The sequence below is a fragment of the Modestobacter sp. VKM Ac-2977 genome, assembly GCF_026968045.1.
Taxonomy (GTDB): Bacteria; Actinomycetota; Actinomycetes; order Mycobacteriales; family Geodermatophilaceae; genus Modestobacter.
This window is the reverse complement of the sequence record NZ_JAPVBQ010000004.1, coordinates 313,138-328,649: the sequence shown is the minus strand read 5'-3', so window position 1 is coordinate 328,649 and position 15,512 is coordinate 313,138. Positions and strand designations below refer to the sequence as shown.

Below are 15,512 nucleotides of genomic sequence, written 5' to 3'. Positions count from 1 at the left end.
GGCTTGCCCGGCTCCCGGACGGTGACCAGACTCGGTGACCTGCTGGAGGACGAGACGAGGAGGTCGGCGGTGCTGCGCTGGTCCGCGCTCGGCCTGGCGGCGCTCATCGCCGCGTGGCTGGCCGCCGAGGTCTGGCGGGACGCGGGTGCGTTCGCGTTCCTGCTGCTCGGGCTGCCGGTCGTCGTCTGCCTGGTCGCGGTGCTGACGTCGCGCAGCCGGTACGCCCGGTGGGTCACCTGGGCTGCCGCGGCGGTCGTGCTCGGCTGGTCGCTGGTGCTGGGCCTGGGGATCGGCCTGTTCTTCCTGCCGGTGGCGTTCGTGCTGGCGGCCGCCGCGGCCCGGGACGACCCGGATCGGCAGGGCCCGGCAGGGAGCCGCCCGCTCAGGCGCTGAGCGGCTCCACCGCGGCCACCCGCTCCCGGGCCGCCCGCACGATCGGCGACTCGCGCACCCGCGCCGGCACGGCCAGCGCGGTCTGCCGGAACGCCCGGAGGCCGGCCGTCGCCGCGGCGTCGGTGAGCCCGAACCCGGGCAGGCCGTAGAGCCGGCGGGCCCAGCCGGGCAGCGTCGCCGCGCCGAGCGAGGCCAGCGTGCTCCACGCCGGCCGGGCCGGGGTCAGCACCTGCACCCAGCCGGGCATCGGCGGCACCAGGATGAAGCGGGAGGCGGTGCGCGCCGCGGGTGTGACGGCCAGCTGGGCGCGGATCCGGTCGAAGTAGGCGTCCAGCTCGGCGACCGTGCGCGGCACGTCGGCCTCCTCGCAGCCCACCAGCACGGCGGCGACCACCTGCTCCTCGACGTACCGGTCGGCGTCGGCGTCGGTCAGCGGCACCCCGGCCCGGCGGGCGGTGGACAGCAGTGACTCGACCTCGCAGTTGTGCACCCACAGCAGCAGGTCGGCGTCGTCGACGTTGAAGTGCCGTCCGGTGGTCTCCTCGACCCCGGACTTCCCCCGGTGCAGCCCGCGCACCCGGCGCACCTGCCGGAGGGCGTCCCGTCGGGTGCCGAAGGACAGCGTCGCCACGTACTCCGCCGTCCGGGTCAGGCGCGCCCACGGGTCGGTGGCGAACGCCGTGGAGAACTGGTGGACGCCGCCCATCGCCACCGGGTGCAGCGCCTGCAGCAGCAGCGCCCGGATGCCGCCCACGGAGAACGCCGGGTCGCTGTGCACCCGCCAGGTGACGCTGTCCGGCCCGAAGAAACCGAGCAGGTCCTCCCGCTCGGTGAAGTCGTTGATCGACGGGGTCGGCCTCACCGCACGGCCCCAGCGGTGTCGTCGTCGGCGGCGGCCGACGAGCCGTCGGGGTCGCTCCAGAAGGTGACCAGCACCTGCAGGGTGCGGGAGGGGTTCTCGATGGCGGGGGAGTGCACCGCCTGCGGGATCACCTCGTGCCGGGCGCGCAGCCGGGCCGCCATCTCCGCCTGGATCGCGGGGCTCCACGCATCGTCGGCGACGCCGTGGGTGACCAGCACCGGCACGCCGGTCGCGGCCAGCTCGGCCACCCGGTCGGGCTCGGCGAGCATCGCGTCGGCCATGCCCAGCAGCCCGGCTGCGGTGTTGGCCAGGAAGCGGCGGGTGAGGAACTCCCGGGTCGGCGCGGGCACCGCCTGCGCCCGCGGATCGGTCATCGCCAACTGGTCCAGGGTGTCGCTGACCAGCTGGACGCCGCCGGCCTCCAGCAGCGAGGGCAGGTGGTCCAGCATCTCGGCCCGGGGGCCGGTCAGCGCGGTGGGGCCGCTGCCCAGCAGGGTGAGCGTGGCGAACAGCGCCGGCTCGGCGAGCACCGCCGCCCGGGCGACGATGCCGCCGAAGCTGTGCCCGAGCAGGTGCACCGGGCTGCCCGTCTCGGTGTGCAGCTGCCGGGCGACCGCGACCACGTCGGCCGCGAGGTCGGCCACCGAGTACTGCGCCGGGTCGTCCGGGCCGGGCGACTCGTACTGCCCGCGCTGGTCCATCGCCACGGCCCGCACGCCGGCCTCGCCCAGCGGCGACAGCAACGGCGCGAAGTCCTCCTTGCTGCCGGTGTAGCCGGCCACCAGCAGCACCGTCGGCCCGTCGCAGGCGCCGGTGTCCAGGGCGGCCAGCGGGCCGGAACGGCCGGGGAAGGTCACCCGGGCTGCCTCGTGCACCGCCAGCTGGCGGAGGTCGTCGGGGGCGGTGTGTTCGGAGCCTCCAGGCAGGACCATGTCCCGAGTGTGCCTCGCCGTGCGACACCGCGCCGCAGTGCGTGACTACGTGTGTGCGAGCACCGCGGTGTCGGTGGCGTAGACCACGGCCGGGCCGACCAGCGACGTCCGCCCCCCGACCGGGACCTCGTCGGCGGTGGACCAGCGTCGCAGCTCCGTCCCGTCCGCGAGGCTGCGCTGCACGAACGCCCCCGCCTCGGGCACGGTGACGGCCTCCTCGCCGGTCGCGGGCAGCCCCAGGGCGGGCACCTGCCAGCGTGGCAGCCCGGTCGTCTGGTCCAGGGCCAGCACCTGGCCACGTGCCCAGAGCAGGGCCGCGTCGGCGACGCCGACCTGCTGCAGCGGCTCGGTGCCGGCGTCCTGGCCGGCCGGCAGGGCCGGCAGCTCCACCTCGGTCAGCAGCGCGCCGTCGGCGGGGGAGAGCACGTGCACCCGGTCGCCGACGACCACGTCGACCAGCCGGTCGACCCCGGCCAGCCGGGCGGTGTCGCTGCCGACCTCGAGGTCGCGGGTCCAGAGGACGTCGCCAGCGAACCCGTCGAGCAACCGGACCTGCACCGCCGCCAGGTCGCTGCACCGCTGCAGCACGACCACGCCGGAGCTGCCGACGTCGGACCCGACGATCCGGCAGCCCTCCGGCGGCGCGTACCGCCAGCGGGTGTTGTCGCCCACCGGGTCGATCGTGACGATCCCGGTCGGGCTGCTGGCCAGCAGGATCTGGTCGGTGCTGGCCAGGTCGACGTCGGTGCGGAACCGGACGTTGCGGTACCACTCCCGGGCGCCGGTCGAGGCGTCCAGGCCGGTCAGCTCGTTGCACCGCCCGGTGGTGCGGAAGGCCACCACCACGATGCCGTCGACCGTGGTCGCGTCGCAGAGGGTGGCGTTGGCCCGCCGGTAGTGCCACGCCTCCTCACCGGTCGTGGCGTCCAGCATGGCCACGCCCCGCTCGTCGGTGACCAGCACCCGGCCGCTCTCCACCGCCTGCCGGGGCGCCGGGCCGGTGGGCGACGTCCACGCCTGGGCGAGCTCGGCAGCCGGTGCCTCATCGGGGACGGCGGCCGGCTCCGCCGTCGTGCGGGAGGTCGCCGCGACGTCGGAGGTGCGCCACAGCAGGACGGCGACGGCGGCCACCACGAGGGTGACCGCCGCCCAGACCCACACCCGCAGGCGTCGCTGCGTGAGGATTTGCTGGAACGGCCTGCCTTCAGGGGCCCGACCCGAGCGGAGCGAGGGTTGGGGGGAAGGCAGGTCCTTCATCAGGCTGCGGACTCGGAGCCGCCGCTGCCGCCGCGGCCACCGCGCCGACGACGTCGCCGCGGCCGGCCGCCGCCCTCGCCGCCGTCCGTGGACCCGGCCACGGCGGGGGCGTCCCCGTCGCTCGTCGGGCCGTCCATCGCCGCCGCGGCTCCAGCGGCGGCGGCGCCGCTGCCCCGGGTGCGCTGCCGCGGGCGGCTCTTGGGCGGTCCGACCGTGGGCTGGTCGTCCTCGGCGGGGGTGCTGGTGCGGCCGGGGCCGGAGGACGTGCCGCCGGCGCGCTGGCGCTTGCCGGTCTCCCCGAGGTCCTCGAGGGTCTCCGCGCCCAGTCCCTCGCGGGTGCGCTGCGCGCGGGGCAGCCGCCCGGTCGCCGTCGTCGGGACGTCGAGGTCGGTGTACACCCACGGCGAGGTGGAGTAGGTCTCCGGCGGCTCGGCGAAGTCGAGCTCCAGCGCCTTGTTGATCAGCTGCCAACGCGGGATGTCGTCCCAGTCGACCAGGGTGACGGCGACACCGGTGCTGCCGGCCCGGCCGGTGCGGCCGATCCGGTGCACGTAGGTCTTCTCGTCCTCGGGGCACTGGTAGTTGACGACGTGGCTGACACCGGTGACGTCGATGCCGCGGGCGGCGACGTCGGTGGCGACCAGCACGTCGACCTTGCCGGCCCGGAAGGCGCGCAGTGCCTGCTCGCGGGCGCCCTGACCCAGGTCACCGTGCACGGCGGCCGCGGCGAACCCGCGGTCGACGAGCTCGTCGGCGACCTTCTGCGCGGTGCGCTTGGTGCGGCAGAAGACCATCACCAGGCCGCGGTCGCGGGACTGCAGCACCCGGGACAGCAGCTCGGGCTTGTCCAGGTTGTGCGCCCGGTAGATGAACTGCGTGGTCTGCGGGACCGTCGAGCCCTCGTCGTTGCCGTGCGCCCGGATGTGCGTGGGCTGGCTCATGAACGACCGGGAGAGCGTGACGATCGGGCCGGGCATCGTCGCGGAGAACAGCATCGTCTGCCGCTTGTCCGGGACCATCGCCAGGATGCGCTCGATGTCGGGCAGGAAGCCCAGGTCGAGCATCTCGTCGGCCTCGTCCAGCACCAGGCCGCGGACCTTGCCCAGGACCAGGTGGCCCTGCTGGGCGAGGTCCAGCAGCCGGCCGGGGGTGCCGACGACGACCTCGACGCCGGCCTGCAGCGCGGCCACCTGCGGCTCGAAGGCACGCCCGCCGTAGATGGCCTGCACCCGGATGCCGCGCTTGGCGCCGGCGGCGGCCAGGTCCCGGGAGACCTGCACGCACAGCTCACGGGTCGGGACGACGACCAGCGCCTGCGGGACGCCGTCACCGCCCTCGGCCGCGGGGACGACGCGCTGCAGCAGCGGGACGCCGAAGCCCAGCGTCTTGCCGGTGCCGGTACGGGCCTGCCCGATGAGGTCGTTGCCGGCCAGGGCGAGCGGGAGCGTCAGCTCCTGGATGGCGAACGTGCGGTGGATCCCGACCTCGGCCAGCGCGGCCACGATGTCGGGGTGCACGTCGAAGTCGCTGAACAGCGGGCTGTCGGGGGCGACGGGCGCGCCGCCCAGCTCCTCGACCTGCTGCTCGAGCTCCTCGGGGGCGGGCGCGCCGGTCTCGGCGTGCTCCAGCTCCGGAGCGGCGGGGGTGCTGCTGGCGGTGGGGGTGTTCTCGGTGGAGGTCAGTTCTCTCGCCTCGGTCTGGTGGGGGACCGCGGTGCGTCGTCGGTGCCTGAGCTCGGTCTCGAGCTCCGGCGTTGCCCGACTCGCTCGCCGGTCCCGGGGTCGGTTCCGGGATGTTCGATCCAAGCGCCGACGCGGCCAGCAGACCGGGCGTCGAGTGCAGACTGCCCGGGAGACGGCCCTCGGAGGGCCGGCCTCGAGGAGGTGATCCGGCGGTCATCAGCGCACACGGAGGTTGCGCAGGAACAACGAGCCTGGCGGCTCGCCGATTCCATCCTAGCGTGACCTGCCCGTTAACCTCGCTGCGCTGCCGTGCGACACGGGCGCCGAAGGCGTCGAGCGGCCGCCGGCGGCGCGCCCGGAGCGCCGGTGGGGCACGAGGAGGGGGAACCGTGACCAGTGTCGAGGAGGGCTCCGGCCGAACGGCCGGTCAGCCGGCGGTGATCGACCTGCTGGGCGTGCTGGCCTACGCCGAGCTGACCGCGTTCGACCGGCTCGCCGAGGACGCCCGCCTGGCGCCGACGCTCGAGGGCCGGGCCGCCCTCGCCCAGATGGCGGCGGCCCAGATCGAGCACCACACACGGCTCACCCAGCGGCTGCGCGAGCTGGGCGTGGACGTGGCCCAGGCGATGACCCCGTTCGTCGCCGCGCTGGACGCCTTCCACGACGGCACCCGGGCCAGCACCTGGCTGGAGGGGCTGGTCAAGGCCTACGTCGGTGACGGGCTGGCCACCGACTTCTACCGCGAGGTCGCGGCCTTCCTGCCGCAGCCGGACCGCGCGCTGGTCGAGGAGGTGCTCGACGACACCGGGCACGCCGACTTCGCGCTCCGGGAGGTCCGGGCCGCCATCGCGGCCGACCCCACGCTCGGTGGCCGGCTGGCGCTGTGGGCGCGTCGGTTGGTCGGTGAGGCGCTGACCCAGTCCCAGGCGGTCATCGCCGAGCACGACCAGCTGGCCGACCTGCTCATCGCCGGCACCGGGGACCTGACCGGGGTCGCCCGGCTGCTCCAGCGGCTCACCGCCGCGCACTCGGTCCGGATGCAGGCCCTCGGCCTCAACCCCTGAGGGGCCCGGGACGTGCGACAGGGCGCCGCCGTGGTGCGGCGACGCCCTGTCGGCGTTCGTGCGGTCGATCAGCTGCTGATGAAGCCCACCCGGCGCTGGTCGGCCTCGGCGATCTCGACGTAGGCGATCCGGTCGGTCGGGACGACGATGCGCCGACCGCGTTCGTCCACCAGCGTGAGCAGGCCGTCCTTGGACCCGGTCATGGCCTTGGACACCTCGGCCGCGATCTCGTCCGGGCTCTTGGGGCTGTCGATGACCAGCTCACGGGGGGAGTGTTGGACACCGATCTTTACTTCCACGCGGGGATGCCTCCTCAGGTCCGGCTACTGGCCACCCACGCTAGTCCAGCCCGGTGGGAGGCGGCCGGTCCAGCGGGTCCGCCGTCAGCGAACGTCGGCGGTCAGTCGGTGTCCTCACGCAGCGGGAAGCCCGACATGCCGCGCCAGCCCAGGGACGACGCGAGCGCGACGGCCTCGTCCCGGGACAAGGTGCCCTTGCGGGCCAGCCACCACCGCGCGCTCGTCTCGGCGAGGCCCGTCATCCCTGCGGACAGCAGCAGCGCCCGCTCGGGGTCCGCGCCGGTCTCCATCGCGATGACCTCCGCGATGGCCTCGATGCACTGCCGGGCGCCGCGGTCGGCGATCCGCCGGACGTCGGGGTCGTTGCGCAGGTCGGACTCGAACACCAGCCGGAACGCCTCGCCGTCGGCGTCCACGAAGTCGAAGTAGGCACCGACGGCGCCGTTGACCCGCTCGCGGTTGTCCTCCGTGCCCGCCATGGCCTCGCGGACCCGGTCGGTGAGCTCGTCGACCTGCTGTTCCAGCAGCGCCAGGTAGAGCTCCCGCTTGCCCGGGAAGTGCTGGTAGAGCACCGGCTTGCTGACCCCGGCCCGATCGGCGATGTCGTCCATCGCCGCGGCGTGGAAGCCCTGGGCGACGAAGACGTCCTGCGCAGCCCGCAGCAGCTGCAGCCGCCGGGCACCCCGCGGCAGGCGGGCGGTGCGACGGGCGGCCGGCGCTGCGGGCGCGGGTACGGGTCGGCTGGGCTGCATGGCCCGACGATGTTAGCGGCGCGTCGTGCGGACGGCGTCCCACCCCGGCCGGTCGCGGCAGGGGGCGACAGCGCGGTGTTCTACCGTCGGGTAGGTGACCGACGCCCGGCTGTCCTCGGTGCCGCTGCCGCGGCCCGGTGCCCTTCTCCCACCCTGGCCCGGTGCGATGGTGCCGGTCAACGGCGGTGAGGTCTTCGTCCGGCACACGCCCTGGTGTGGCCCGCTGCCGGTCGGTGACCCGGCCGGACAGGAGGCGCAGGTCGAGGCGCCGCACGAGCGGGCGCTCTACGTCCACGGCCTGGGCGGCGCCTCGACCAACTGGACCGACCTGGCGGCGTTGCTGGCCGTCCGGTTCGACGGCTGGGCCCTGGACCTGCCCGGGTTCGGCCAGTCGGCGCCGCCGCCCCGCTACTCCATCCACCGGCACGTCCAGGCCGTCGTGGACGTCCTGGAGTGGATCGTCGCCCGGCCCGGCCCCGGGCAGGGCCGTCCCGTGCACCTGGTGGGCAACTCGCTCGGCGGTCTGGTCAGCGTGTGGGTCGCCGCCCGCCGTCCGGACCTGGTGGCCACCCTCACCCTGATCTCCGCGGCCATGCCGGTCTACCGGGTGCCGGCGGCGTTCGACCGGGCGATCGCGCTGGTGCTGCTGCCCGGCGTCCCCGCGCTGGCCGAACGGCGGCTGGCCGGCGCCAGCCCGGAGCAGCGTGTCCGCGGGCTGCTGCAGATGTGCTTCGGCGATCCGAGCCGGGTGCCACCGGAGCGGGTCGCCGAGGCGGTGGAGGAGACCCGGCGGCGGGACGAGCAGCCCTGGGCGGGTCAGGCGCTCACCCGCAGCCTGCGCGGTCTGATGAGCTCCTACCTGCGGGTGGGCCGGGCGAACGCCTGGCGGATGGCCCGGTCCGTGCGGGCGCCGTCCCTGGTGGTGTGGGGTGACCGGGACAGGCTGGTCGACCCCGAGCTCGCACCGCGGCTGGCCGAGGTCCTCCCCGATGCCCGGTTGCAGGTGCAGGCGGGCATCGGGCACCTGGCGATGCTGGAGGCCCCGGAGCCCACGGCCCGCGCGGTCCTCGGTCTGGCCGAGGACGCCGCCGGTGACCTCGCGACCGACCCCGTCGGCGGGGACGACCTCCCGGCCGGACAGGTGTGACCGGCGGTCCCGGAACGGCGCCGCGCCCGGCCGACGTCCTCCGGGAGGTCGGTGCGTCGTGAGAGCCTGGCCGCCGTGACGAGCTCGGGACCCCGCCCGTCCGGACGGCGCCCGGCAGGCGAGCCGCTGGTCGCCCGCCGTGACCCCGTCCCGTCCGCACGTCCCGCCGTGCTGCCGCGCGGCCGGTTCCGCCGGTTCGTCCACCGGTACGGCTGGCGGGCCTACGCCGTGCCGCTGCTGGCCATAGCGACCGTGATCGCCCTGATCGACGTCGTCCGGCCGGGCGGTGGCGGGGGCCCCACCCCGATGTCGACGGCCGAGGCCGCCGTCGATGCGTCCGCGCCGGCCACGCCGATCGCCCCGCAGGTCACCGAGGCCGAGGGCGAGGGGGTGCCGGCCGAGGTGTCCAGCACACCGACGGCGCCGCCGGCGGAGGACGTGCCCGCGGCGCCGACCTACGTCGAGCAGGGCGCCGGGAGCGTGAGCGTGGTCGACGGCACGTCGGGGGTGTACGGCACCGGGCCGCTGGAACGCTTCGTCGTGGAGGTCGAGGACGGCATCGGCGTCGACGGCGCCACGTTCGCCGCCGCGGTCGAGGGCATCCTCGGCGACCCCCGGTCCTGGGGCGCCGGCGGCCGGCTGTCCTTCCAGCGGGTGGGTGCTGCCGAGGCCGAGGCCGGCGCGTACGAGTTCCGGGTCAGCCTGGTCAGCCCGGGCAGCATGGAGATCTACTGCCCGGGCGTCGGCACCGGCGGCTACACGTCCTGCCGCTACGGCGAGCGGGCGGTCATCAACCTGGCCCGCTGGGAGACTGCCGTCCCCGACTACGGCGGGGACGTCCCCACCTATCGGCAGTACGTGGTCAACCACGAGGTCGGGCACGCCCTCGGCAACGGCCACGAGCCGTGCCCCGGCGCCGGGCAGCTGGCCCCGGTGATGCAGCAGCAGACCCTCGGGCTGGGGAGCTGTGTGAAGAACGCCTGGCCGTTCCCCTCCTGACCCTCCGGTCCACCCCGCGCGCAGGGCCGTTCCGGAGAGGCTCCCGCAGGTCTAACGTCACTGCCGGTGCGCCGGGAAGCCTGGTCGGCAGTCGTGTTCCCGACTGCGATCGGAGGGCCCCGGTGCCCACCTCTCCCACTGCTGTGCCCGCGCTGCGCGCCGAGCACCTGAGCAAGCGCTTCTCCCGGACCGTCGCCGTCGACGACCTGTCGCTGTCGGTGCCACCCGGGGAGGTCTTCGGCTTCCTGGGGCCGAACGGGGCCGGCAAGTCCACGACGATCCGGATGGCGCTGGGGCTGCTGCGCCCCTCCGGTGGCCACGTCGAGGTGTTCGGCGTCCCGGCACACGACGTCGGCCGGGCCCACCGGCACCTGGCCTACGTCCCCGCGGACGTCGCGCTGTGGCCGGCGCTGACCGGGCGGGAGTGCCTGGACCTGCTCGCCTGCGTCGGTCCGGGCACCGACCTGGCCTACCGGGCCGAGCTCCTCGAGCGGTTCGCGCTCGACCCGGACCGGCGGGCGCGCACCTACTCCACCGGCAACCGGCAGAAGGTCGCGCTGGTCGCCGCCTTCGCCACCCGCGCCCCGCTGCTGGTCCTGGACGAGCCGACCAGCGGGCTGGACCCGCTGATGGAGCGGGAGTTCCGCCGCTGCGTGGCCGAGGCGGCCGGGCGCGGCCAGACGGTCTTCCTCAGCTCGCACCAGCTCGCCGAGGTCGAGGCGGTCTGCGCGCGGGTGGGCATCCTGCGCCAGGGCCGGCTGGTGGAGGTCGCCGGGTTGCCGGAGTTGCGGCGGCTGCGCCGTTCGGAGATCAGCGTCACCCTGGCTCGTCCGGCCGCCGCGGGAGCCGGCCTGAGCGGGGTCGACGGCGTCGCCGACCTGCGGTGGAGCTCACCGCTCGAGCTGACGATGACGCTGGCCGGCCCGCCCGCCCCGGTGCTGCGTGCGCTGGCCGACCTGGACGTCGTCGCCCTCGACGTGCGGGAGCCCTCCCTGGAGGAGCTCTTCCTCGACTTCTACGGCGACACCGGCGGCGACCACCGGTCCGCCGGCGAGGAGGTGTGGGCATGACCACCGGCACCGCGCCGGCCCCGACGGCGTCCGCGGCCGGGTGGACGCCGGAGCCCGGTCCGGCCGGCCGGGCGGTGACCGCACTGGCCGTGCGGTCGGTCCGTCGCGGCGCCGTCCTGGTCACCGCGGTCGCCGCCGGGATGCCCGCGCTGGTCGCGGTGCAGCACCGGCAGCTGGACCAGGAGCTGGCCGGGGCGTCGCTGGCGGCGCTGGGGGAGAACCCGGCCATCCGCACCCTGTTCGGCCCGCCGGTCGCCCTCGACGACCCGGGCGGCTTCACGGTGTGGCGCACCGGCACGGCGATCGCGGTGCTCGTCGGCGTCTGGGCGGCGCTCGCGGCGACCCGGGTGACCCGGGGCGAGGAGGAGACCGGCCGCTGGGACCTCCTCCTCGCCGGCCCGTCGCGGCTGCCGGCGGTGCTGCTGCGGCACCTCGCCGTGCTGCTGGGCGCGAGTTCGCTCGTCGGTGTCGCGACGGCCGCCGGCCTGGTGCTGGCCGGCACCGCCACGACCGGTGCCGTGCTGTTCGGCGCGCTCATCGGCGGCACCGGGATGGTCGGTGCGGCGCTGGGCGCGCTCGCCGCCCAGCTGCTGGCCGAGCGCCGGGCCGCCGCCGGTCTGGCGGTGGGGGTGCTGCTGGCCGGACTGCTGGCGCGGATGGTCGCCGACGGGGTGCCCGCGCTGGGCTGGCTGCACTGGCTGAGCCCGTTCGGGCTGCTGGGCCGCAGCGCCCCGTTCGCCGCCGACCGGGTGCTGCCGCTGGTCGTGCTGGCCGCCGCGGTCGCCGTCCTCGTCGCGGCGGCAGCGACGGTCTGCGCACGGCGGGACGTCGGCAGCGGACCGTGGCGCCGACCCGGCGCCGTCCGGCCCGGCGCCCGGCGGCTGCGGTCCCTGCCCGGGCTGGCGGCCCGGCGCACCGGTCGGCCGGTGCTGGGCTGGGGTGCGGCGGTGGTGGCCTACTTCCTGCTCATCGGCCTGCTGGCCACGACGATGACCGACTTCCTGACCGAGAACCCGCGCTTCGCCGAGCTGGCCGCCCAGGCCGGCTTCGCCGAGCTGGGCAGCGTCCGCGGCTACGTGGCCTCGCTGTTCACCCTGCTGGCCCTTCCGGTCGGCGCGTTCGTCGCCAGCCGGGTCGCCGCCACCGCGGCCGACGAGGTCGCCGGGCGGTTGACGTTGCTGTACTCGCTGCCGGTGCGCCGGGTCCGCTGGCTGGCCACCGAGCTGACCGGGGTGGCCGCCGGTGCCGTCGTGCTCGCCGGTGCGGCCGGGCTGGCGACCTGGCTGGGCGCCACCTGGGTGGGGGCCGACCTGTCCGCGGGCGCTGCCCTGGCGGGGGTGCTCAACGTGCTGCCGGTCGTGGCGGTGTGCCTCGGTGCGGCGGTCGCGGCGCTGGCCTGGGCGCCGGCCGCCGTCCTGCCGCTGGGGGTGCTGCCGGCTGCCGGCGGCTACCTGCTGCTGGTGCTCGCCGACACCCTGAGCTGGCCGGGCTGGGTGCGTGGCCTGTCGCCGTTCGCCCACCTGGCGGCCGTGCCCGCCGGACCGGTGGACGTGCCGGGGCTGGCCGGTCTGCTGGCCGTCGCCGCGGCGCTGATCGCCGGGGGGCTGGCCGGCTACCGGCACCGCGACCTGCGGGGATGACCCCCGGGCCGGACCCGGGAAGAGGGCGGCGTGCCACGCTGTTGGGCAGTGCAGGACACCGGCCTCTGGAGCCGGCCAGCCCTGTGACCACAGTTGTGAGGAGCGCTCCGTGCAGTTGCCACCCCTGGTGGAGCCCGCCGCCGACCTGTCCATCGACGAGGTCCGCCGCTACAGCCGCCACCTGATCATCCCCGACGTCGGGATGGACGGGCAGAAGCGGCTCAAGAACGCCAAGGTGCTGGCCGTCGGTGCCGGCGGCCTCGGCTCGCCGGTGCTCATGTACCTGGCTGCGGCCGGTGTCGGCACGCTCGGCATCGTCGAGTTCGACACCGTCGACGAGTCGAACCTGCAGCGCCAGATCATCCACGGCCAGTCCGACGTCGGCCGGTCCAAGGCCGAGAGCGCCCGCGACTCGATCAAGGAGATCAACCCGCTGGTCGACGTGCGGCTGCACGAGACCCGGCTGGACTCCTCCAACGTCGAGGAGATCTTCAGCCAGTACGACCTGATCGTCGACGGCACCGACAACTTCGCCACCCGCTACCTGGTGAACGACGCCTGCGTGCTGCTGGACAAGCCCTACGTCTGGGGCTCGATCTACCGGTTCGACGGCCAGGTCTCGGTCTTCTGGAACGAGCACGGGCCCAACTACCGCGACCTCTACCCGGTGCCGCCGCCGCCCGGGATGGTCCCCTCCTGCGCCGAGGGCGGTGTCCTGGGCGTGCTCTGCGCGACCGTCGGCGCCATCCAGGCCACCGAGGCGGTCAAGCTCATCACCGGAATCGGCGAGACGCTGCTCGGCCGGCTCATGGTCTACGACGCCCTGGAGATGACCTTCCGCGAGATCAAGGTCCGCAAGGACCCGGAGGGCGAGCCGATCACCGGCCTCATCGACTACGAGGCGTTCTGTGGTGTCGTGTCCGAGGAGGCCCAGGAGGCCGCCGCGGGTTCGACGATCACCGTCGACGAGCTCAAGGACATGATGGACGCCGGCAAGGACTTCGAGCTGATCGACGTCCGGGAGCCCAACGAGTACGAGATCGTCTCCATCCCGGGCGCGAAGCTGGTCCCGAAGGACGAGATCCTCTCCGGCCGGGCGCTGGCGCAGCTGCCGCAGGACAAGCCGATCGTGCTGCACTGCAAGACCGGTGTCCGTTCGGCCGAGGCGCTCGCCGCGGTCAAGAACGCCGGCTTCAAGGACGCCGTGCACGTCCAGGGCGGCGTGACCGCGTGGGCCACGCGCATCGACAAGGCACTGCCGACCTACTGAGCGGACCCCCTCGCTCGGGGGCCGTTCCAGCACCTCAGCCGGGCCCCGGTACGCCACTGCGCGTGCCGGGGCCCGGCTGCGTTCTACTGGGGGCATGCCCGATCCCCGCCGTGCCGACCTCTTGATGCGGTACCAGCGCGCCCAGGCGCAGTTCACCGACCGGGTGGACGCCGTCGAGCCCGGTGAGTGGGACGCCCCCGCGCTGCCGGAGTGGAGCGTCGTGGACCTGGTGGCCCACCTGACCGGTGAGCAGCTGTGGGTCCCGCTGCTGCTGGCCGGAGAGTCGCCGGACGACATCGGTCCCCGCGTCCCGACCGACCCGGCCGAGCTGCTGGGCGAGGACCCGCTGTCGGCCTGGGAGTCCGCGGCCGACGCCGCGCTGACCGCCTGGGCCGCCGACGACGCGCTGTCCCGCACCGTGCGGCTGTCCTCCGGGCCCGCACCGGCGAGCGACTACCTGATCGAGATGACCGTCGACCTCACCGTGCACGCCTGGGACCTCGCCCGGGCGGTCGACGGGGACACCGAGCTGGACCCCGAGCTCGTGGCCGAGGCGTTCCGCTACGCCGAGGAGCACCTCGGCGAGGACGGGGTGCCCGGGGTGTTCGACGCCCTGGTCGAGGTGCCGCCGGGCGCGGACCTGCAGACGCGCCTGCTGGCCCGGTTCGGCCGCCGGGCCTGACCGGCCCGCCGGACGCGCCGTCGGTGCGGACACCCCGGTCGGGCAGGGCACCTGCGGCCTAGGCTGCCGTCCCGACACAGCCGAGCCGGAGGTCGCACGATGAGCCAGCCACCCCAGGGCCCGCCCCCGTACGGCCCGGACGGCTCGTCGCCGTCGGGTGGCTGGCCGCCGCAGGGCGGTGGCTGGGGTCAGCAGCCGGGTCAGCCGGGTGGCTGGGGTCAGCCACCGGGGCAGCCCGGTGGCGGCTGGGGCCAGCCCGGGCCGGGGCAGCCGCCCGGCGGGTACGGCCCCCCGCCCGGTCCCGGGGGATGGGGTGCGCCCCGCCCGCCCGGCTACGGCGACCAGCCCACCCAGGTGGGCGGGTTCGGCGGCCCCGGTCGGGGCGAGCCCGGCGGGTCGAGTGGCTCCGGTGGTGACGACGACCGCACGAAGCGGACCACCGTCCTCGCCATCATCGCGGCGCTGCTGCTGCTCGTGGTCGTCGCGGTGGTCCTCACCCTCACCCTGACCGGGGACGAGGAGGGCCCCGTGCCGACGGCCGCCGGGACCAGCTCGTCGTCGGCCTCCTCGTCCGCGCCGTCCTCCGCGCCGTCCGCGTCGTCGTCCGCGTCGTCCGCGTCGTCGTCCGCGCCGACCACTCCACCGGCGCCCGCTCCGGACGACCTGCTGGCGCAACTGCCCAGCGACTTCACCGACTGCCAGGAGCGGGGACTCCGCGGCGACGGGGACCTCGCTGCGGCCGAGTGCGGGCCCGCGCTCACCCAGCCGGGCCCGGCCGGTGCGGTCTACCACCGGTACCCGGACGTGCCCACGCTGGACTCGGTCTTCGCCGCCGACGCCGCCGAGCTGGGGCTCAGCGAGTGGTCCGGGGACGACGACTGCTCGACCACCACCGGCTACGGCGAGTGGACCTACCCCGACGGCGTCACCGGTGGCCTGGTGGCCTGTGCCCTGCTGCCCGACGGCGACGCGGTGATCGTCTGGACCGACGACGAGTACCTGATCGAGGGCGCGGTCCACGCTCCCGGGACGACGCAGGAGGAGGTCGCCGACCTGTACGAGTGGTGGACGGTCAACAGCGACTTCACCGGCTGAGGCCGGCACCGTGGGAGCTCCCGGACCCGAGCCGCGCTCGGCGGAGGACGTCGACGAGGCCGTCTACGACGCCGTCGAGGCGATCCCGCCGGGGCGGGTGAGCACCTACGGCGCGATCGGACGCCTGGTCGGGGTGGGACCGCGCCGGGTCGCCCGGGCGCTGTCCGCCGGTGGCGCGGCCGTGCCGTGGCACCGGGTCGTGCGCGCCGACGGGACGGCGGCCGAGCCGGTGCGGGTGCGGCAGCTGGAGCTGCTGGCCGGGGAGGGCGTGCCGCTGCGCGGTGCGCGGGTCGACCTGGCCGCCGTGGGCTGGCCGGACGACGCCTGAGCCGGACTGCCTGAACAGGACTGTCGTACCCCCGTGGTCT

16 protein-coding genes are annotated in these 15,512 nt (G+C 75.4%); 10 read left to right on the top strand and 6 right to left on the bottom strand.

What is annotated here, in order from left to right; all coding sequences use genetic code 11:
• The first annotated feature begins 21 nt into the window (after positions 1-21).
• On the top strand, positions 22-393 hold the full coding sequence (locus O2V63_RS18160) for a hypothetical protein (protein ID WP_269168924.1): 372 nt from the start codon (positions 22-24) through the stop codon (positions 391-393).
• On the opposite strand, the gene O2V63_RS18155 is transcribed toward O2V63_RS18160, so the two are convergent.
• The 4 genes from O2V63_RS18155 to O2V63_RS18140 all read right to left on the bottom strand — a co-directional run bounded on the left by O2V63_RS18155 (position 383) and on the right by O2V63_RS18140 (position 5,249).
• The gene (locus tag O2V63_RS18155; RefSeq protein ID WP_269168923.1) at positions 383-1,255 is read right to left on the bottom strand and encodes an oxygenase MpaB family protein; all 873 of its coding nucleotides are present in this window, start codon (positions 1,253-1,255) and stop codon (positions 383-385) included. The genes O2V63_RS18160 and O2V63_RS18155 overlap by 11 nt on opposite strands.
• Positions 1,252-2,187, bottom strand: a complete 936-nt coding sequence (locus O2V63_RS18150; protein ID WP_269168922.1) for an alpha/beta fold hydrolase — start codon at positions 2,185-2,187, stop codon at positions 1,252-1,254. Before O2V63_RS18150 ends, O2V63_RS18155 begins: the two co-directional genes overlap by 4 nt.
• Positions 2,188-2,232: 45 nt before the next feature.
• Positions 2,233-3,348 (bottom strand): outer membrane protein assembly factor BamB family protein, encoded by a 1,116-nt coding sequence (locus O2V63_RS18145; RefSeq protein WP_269168921.1) that lies wholly within the window; start codon positions 3,346-3,348, stop codon positions 2,233-2,235.
• A 95-nt stretch (positions 3,349-3,443) separates the two neighbouring features.
• Positions 3,444-5,249 carry a DEAD/DEAH box helicase gene (locus O2V63_RS18140; protein WP_269168920.1) on the bottom strand — a complete coding sequence of 602 codons (1,806 nt, stop codon included), beginning with the start codon at positions 5,247-5,249 and terminating at the stop codon, positions 3,444-3,446.
• Positions 5,250-5,515: 266 nt separating this feature from the next.
• Between O2V63_RS18140 and O2V63_RS18135 the strand changes: the two genes are divergently transcribed.
• Positions 5,516-6,190: a ferritin-like fold-containing protein gene (locus O2V63_RS18135; protein ID WP_269168919.1), complete on the top strand. Its 675-nt coding sequence runs from the start codon at positions 5,516-5,518 to the stop codon at positions 6,188-6,190.
• Between the two features lie 68 nt (positions 6,191-6,258).
• Here O2V63_RS18135 and O2V63_RS18130 read toward each other — a convergent pair whose 3' ends face one another.
• Both O2V63_RS18130 and O2V63_RS18125 read right to left on the bottom strand, forming a co-directional pair.
• Positions 6,259-6,489, bottom strand: coding sequence for a DUF3107 domain-containing protein (locus tag O2V63_RS18130; RefSeq protein ID WP_036340369.1), 231 nt, complete (start codon positions 6,487-6,489; stop codon positions 6,259-6,261).
• Positions 6,490-6,590: 101 nt separating this feature from the next.
• Positions 6,591-7,241, bottom strand: coding sequence for a TetR/AcrR family transcriptional regulator (locus tag O2V63_RS18125; RefSeq protein WP_269168918.1), 651 nt, complete (start codon positions 7,239-7,241; stop codon positions 6,591-6,593).
• A gap of 94 nt (positions 7,242-7,335) precedes the next feature.
• Between O2V63_RS18125 and O2V63_RS18120 the strand changes: the two genes are divergently transcribed.
• The 8 genes from O2V63_RS18120 to O2V63_RS18085 all read left to right on the top strand — a co-directional run bounded on the left by O2V63_RS18120 (position 7,336) and on the right by O2V63_RS18085 (position 15,472).
• On the top strand, positions 7,336-8,388 hold the full coding sequence (locus O2V63_RS18120; protein ID WP_269168917.1) for an alpha/beta fold hydrolase: 1,053 nt from the start codon (positions 7,336-7,338) through the stop codon (positions 8,386-8,388).
• Between the two features lie 75 nt (positions 8,389-8,463).
• Positions 8,464-9,387: a DUF3152 domain-containing protein gene (locus O2V63_RS18115; RefSeq protein WP_269168916.1), complete on the top strand. Its 924-nt coding sequence runs from the start codon at positions 8,464-8,466 to the stop codon at positions 9,385-9,387.
• Between the two features lie 122 nt (positions 9,388-9,509).
• A complete protein-coding gene (locus O2V63_RS18110; protein WP_269168915.1) occupies positions 9,510-10,457 on the top strand; it encodes an ABC transporter ATP-binding protein in 948 nt (315 codons plus the stop codon).
• On the top strand, positions 10,454-12,097 hold the full coding sequence (locus O2V63_RS18105) for a hypothetical protein (RefSeq protein ID WP_269168914.1): 1,644 nt from the start codon (positions 10,454-10,456) through the stop codon (positions 12,095-12,097). Before O2V63_RS18110 ends, O2V63_RS18105 begins: the two co-directional genes overlap by 4 nt.
• A 109-nt stretch (positions 12,098-12,206) precedes the next feature.
• Positions 12,207-13,367 carry an adenylyltransferase/sulfurtransferase MoeZ gene (gene moeZ / locus O2V63_RS18100; protein ID WP_269168913.1) on the top strand — a complete coding sequence of 387 codons (1,161 nt, stop codon included), beginning with the start codon at positions 12,207-12,209 and terminating at the stop codon, positions 13,365-13,367.
• Between the two features lie 94 nt (positions 13,368-13,461).
• Positions 13,462-14,049 carry a TIGR03086 family metal-binding protein gene (locus tag O2V63_RS18095; RefSeq protein ID WP_269168912.1) on the top strand — a complete coding sequence of 196 codons (588 nt, stop codon included), beginning with the start codon at positions 13,462-13,464 and terminating at the stop codon, positions 14,047-14,049.
• 99 nt (positions 14,050-14,148) lie between these two features.
• A complete protein-coding gene (locus tag O2V63_RS18090) occupies positions 14,149-15,144 on the top strand; it encodes a hypothetical protein (RefSeq protein ID WP_269168911.1) in 996 nt (331 codons plus the stop codon).
• Between the two features lie 10 nt (positions 15,145-15,154).
• A complete protein-coding gene (locus O2V63_RS18085) occupies positions 15,155-15,472 on the top strand; it encodes an MGMT family protein (RefSeq protein WP_269168910.1) in 318 nt (105 codons plus the stop codon).
• Positions 15,473-15,512 lie beyond the last annotated feature (40 nt).

Coding starts and splice junctions, on each gene's coding strand:
- O2V63_RS18125 (WP_269168918.1), bottom strand. CDS start 7,241: ATGCAGCCCAGCCGACCCGTACCCGCGCCCGCAGCGCCGGCCGCCCGT.
- O2V63_RS18090 (WP_269168911.1), top strand. CDS start 14,149: ATGAGCCAGCCACCCCAGGGCCCGCCCCCGTACGGCCCGGACGGCTCG.
- O2V63_RS18095 (WP_269168912.1), top strand. CDS start 13,462: ATGCCCGATCCCCGCCGTGCCGACCTCTTGATGCGGTACCAGCGCGCC.
- O2V63_RS18105 (WP_269168914.1), top strand. CDS start 10,454: ATGACCACCGGCACCGCGCCGGCCCCGACGGCGTCCGCGGCCGGGTGG.
- O2V63_RS18150 (WP_269168922.1), bottom strand. CDS start 2,187: ATGGTCCTGCCTGGAGGCTCCGAACACACCGCCCCCGACGACCTCCGC.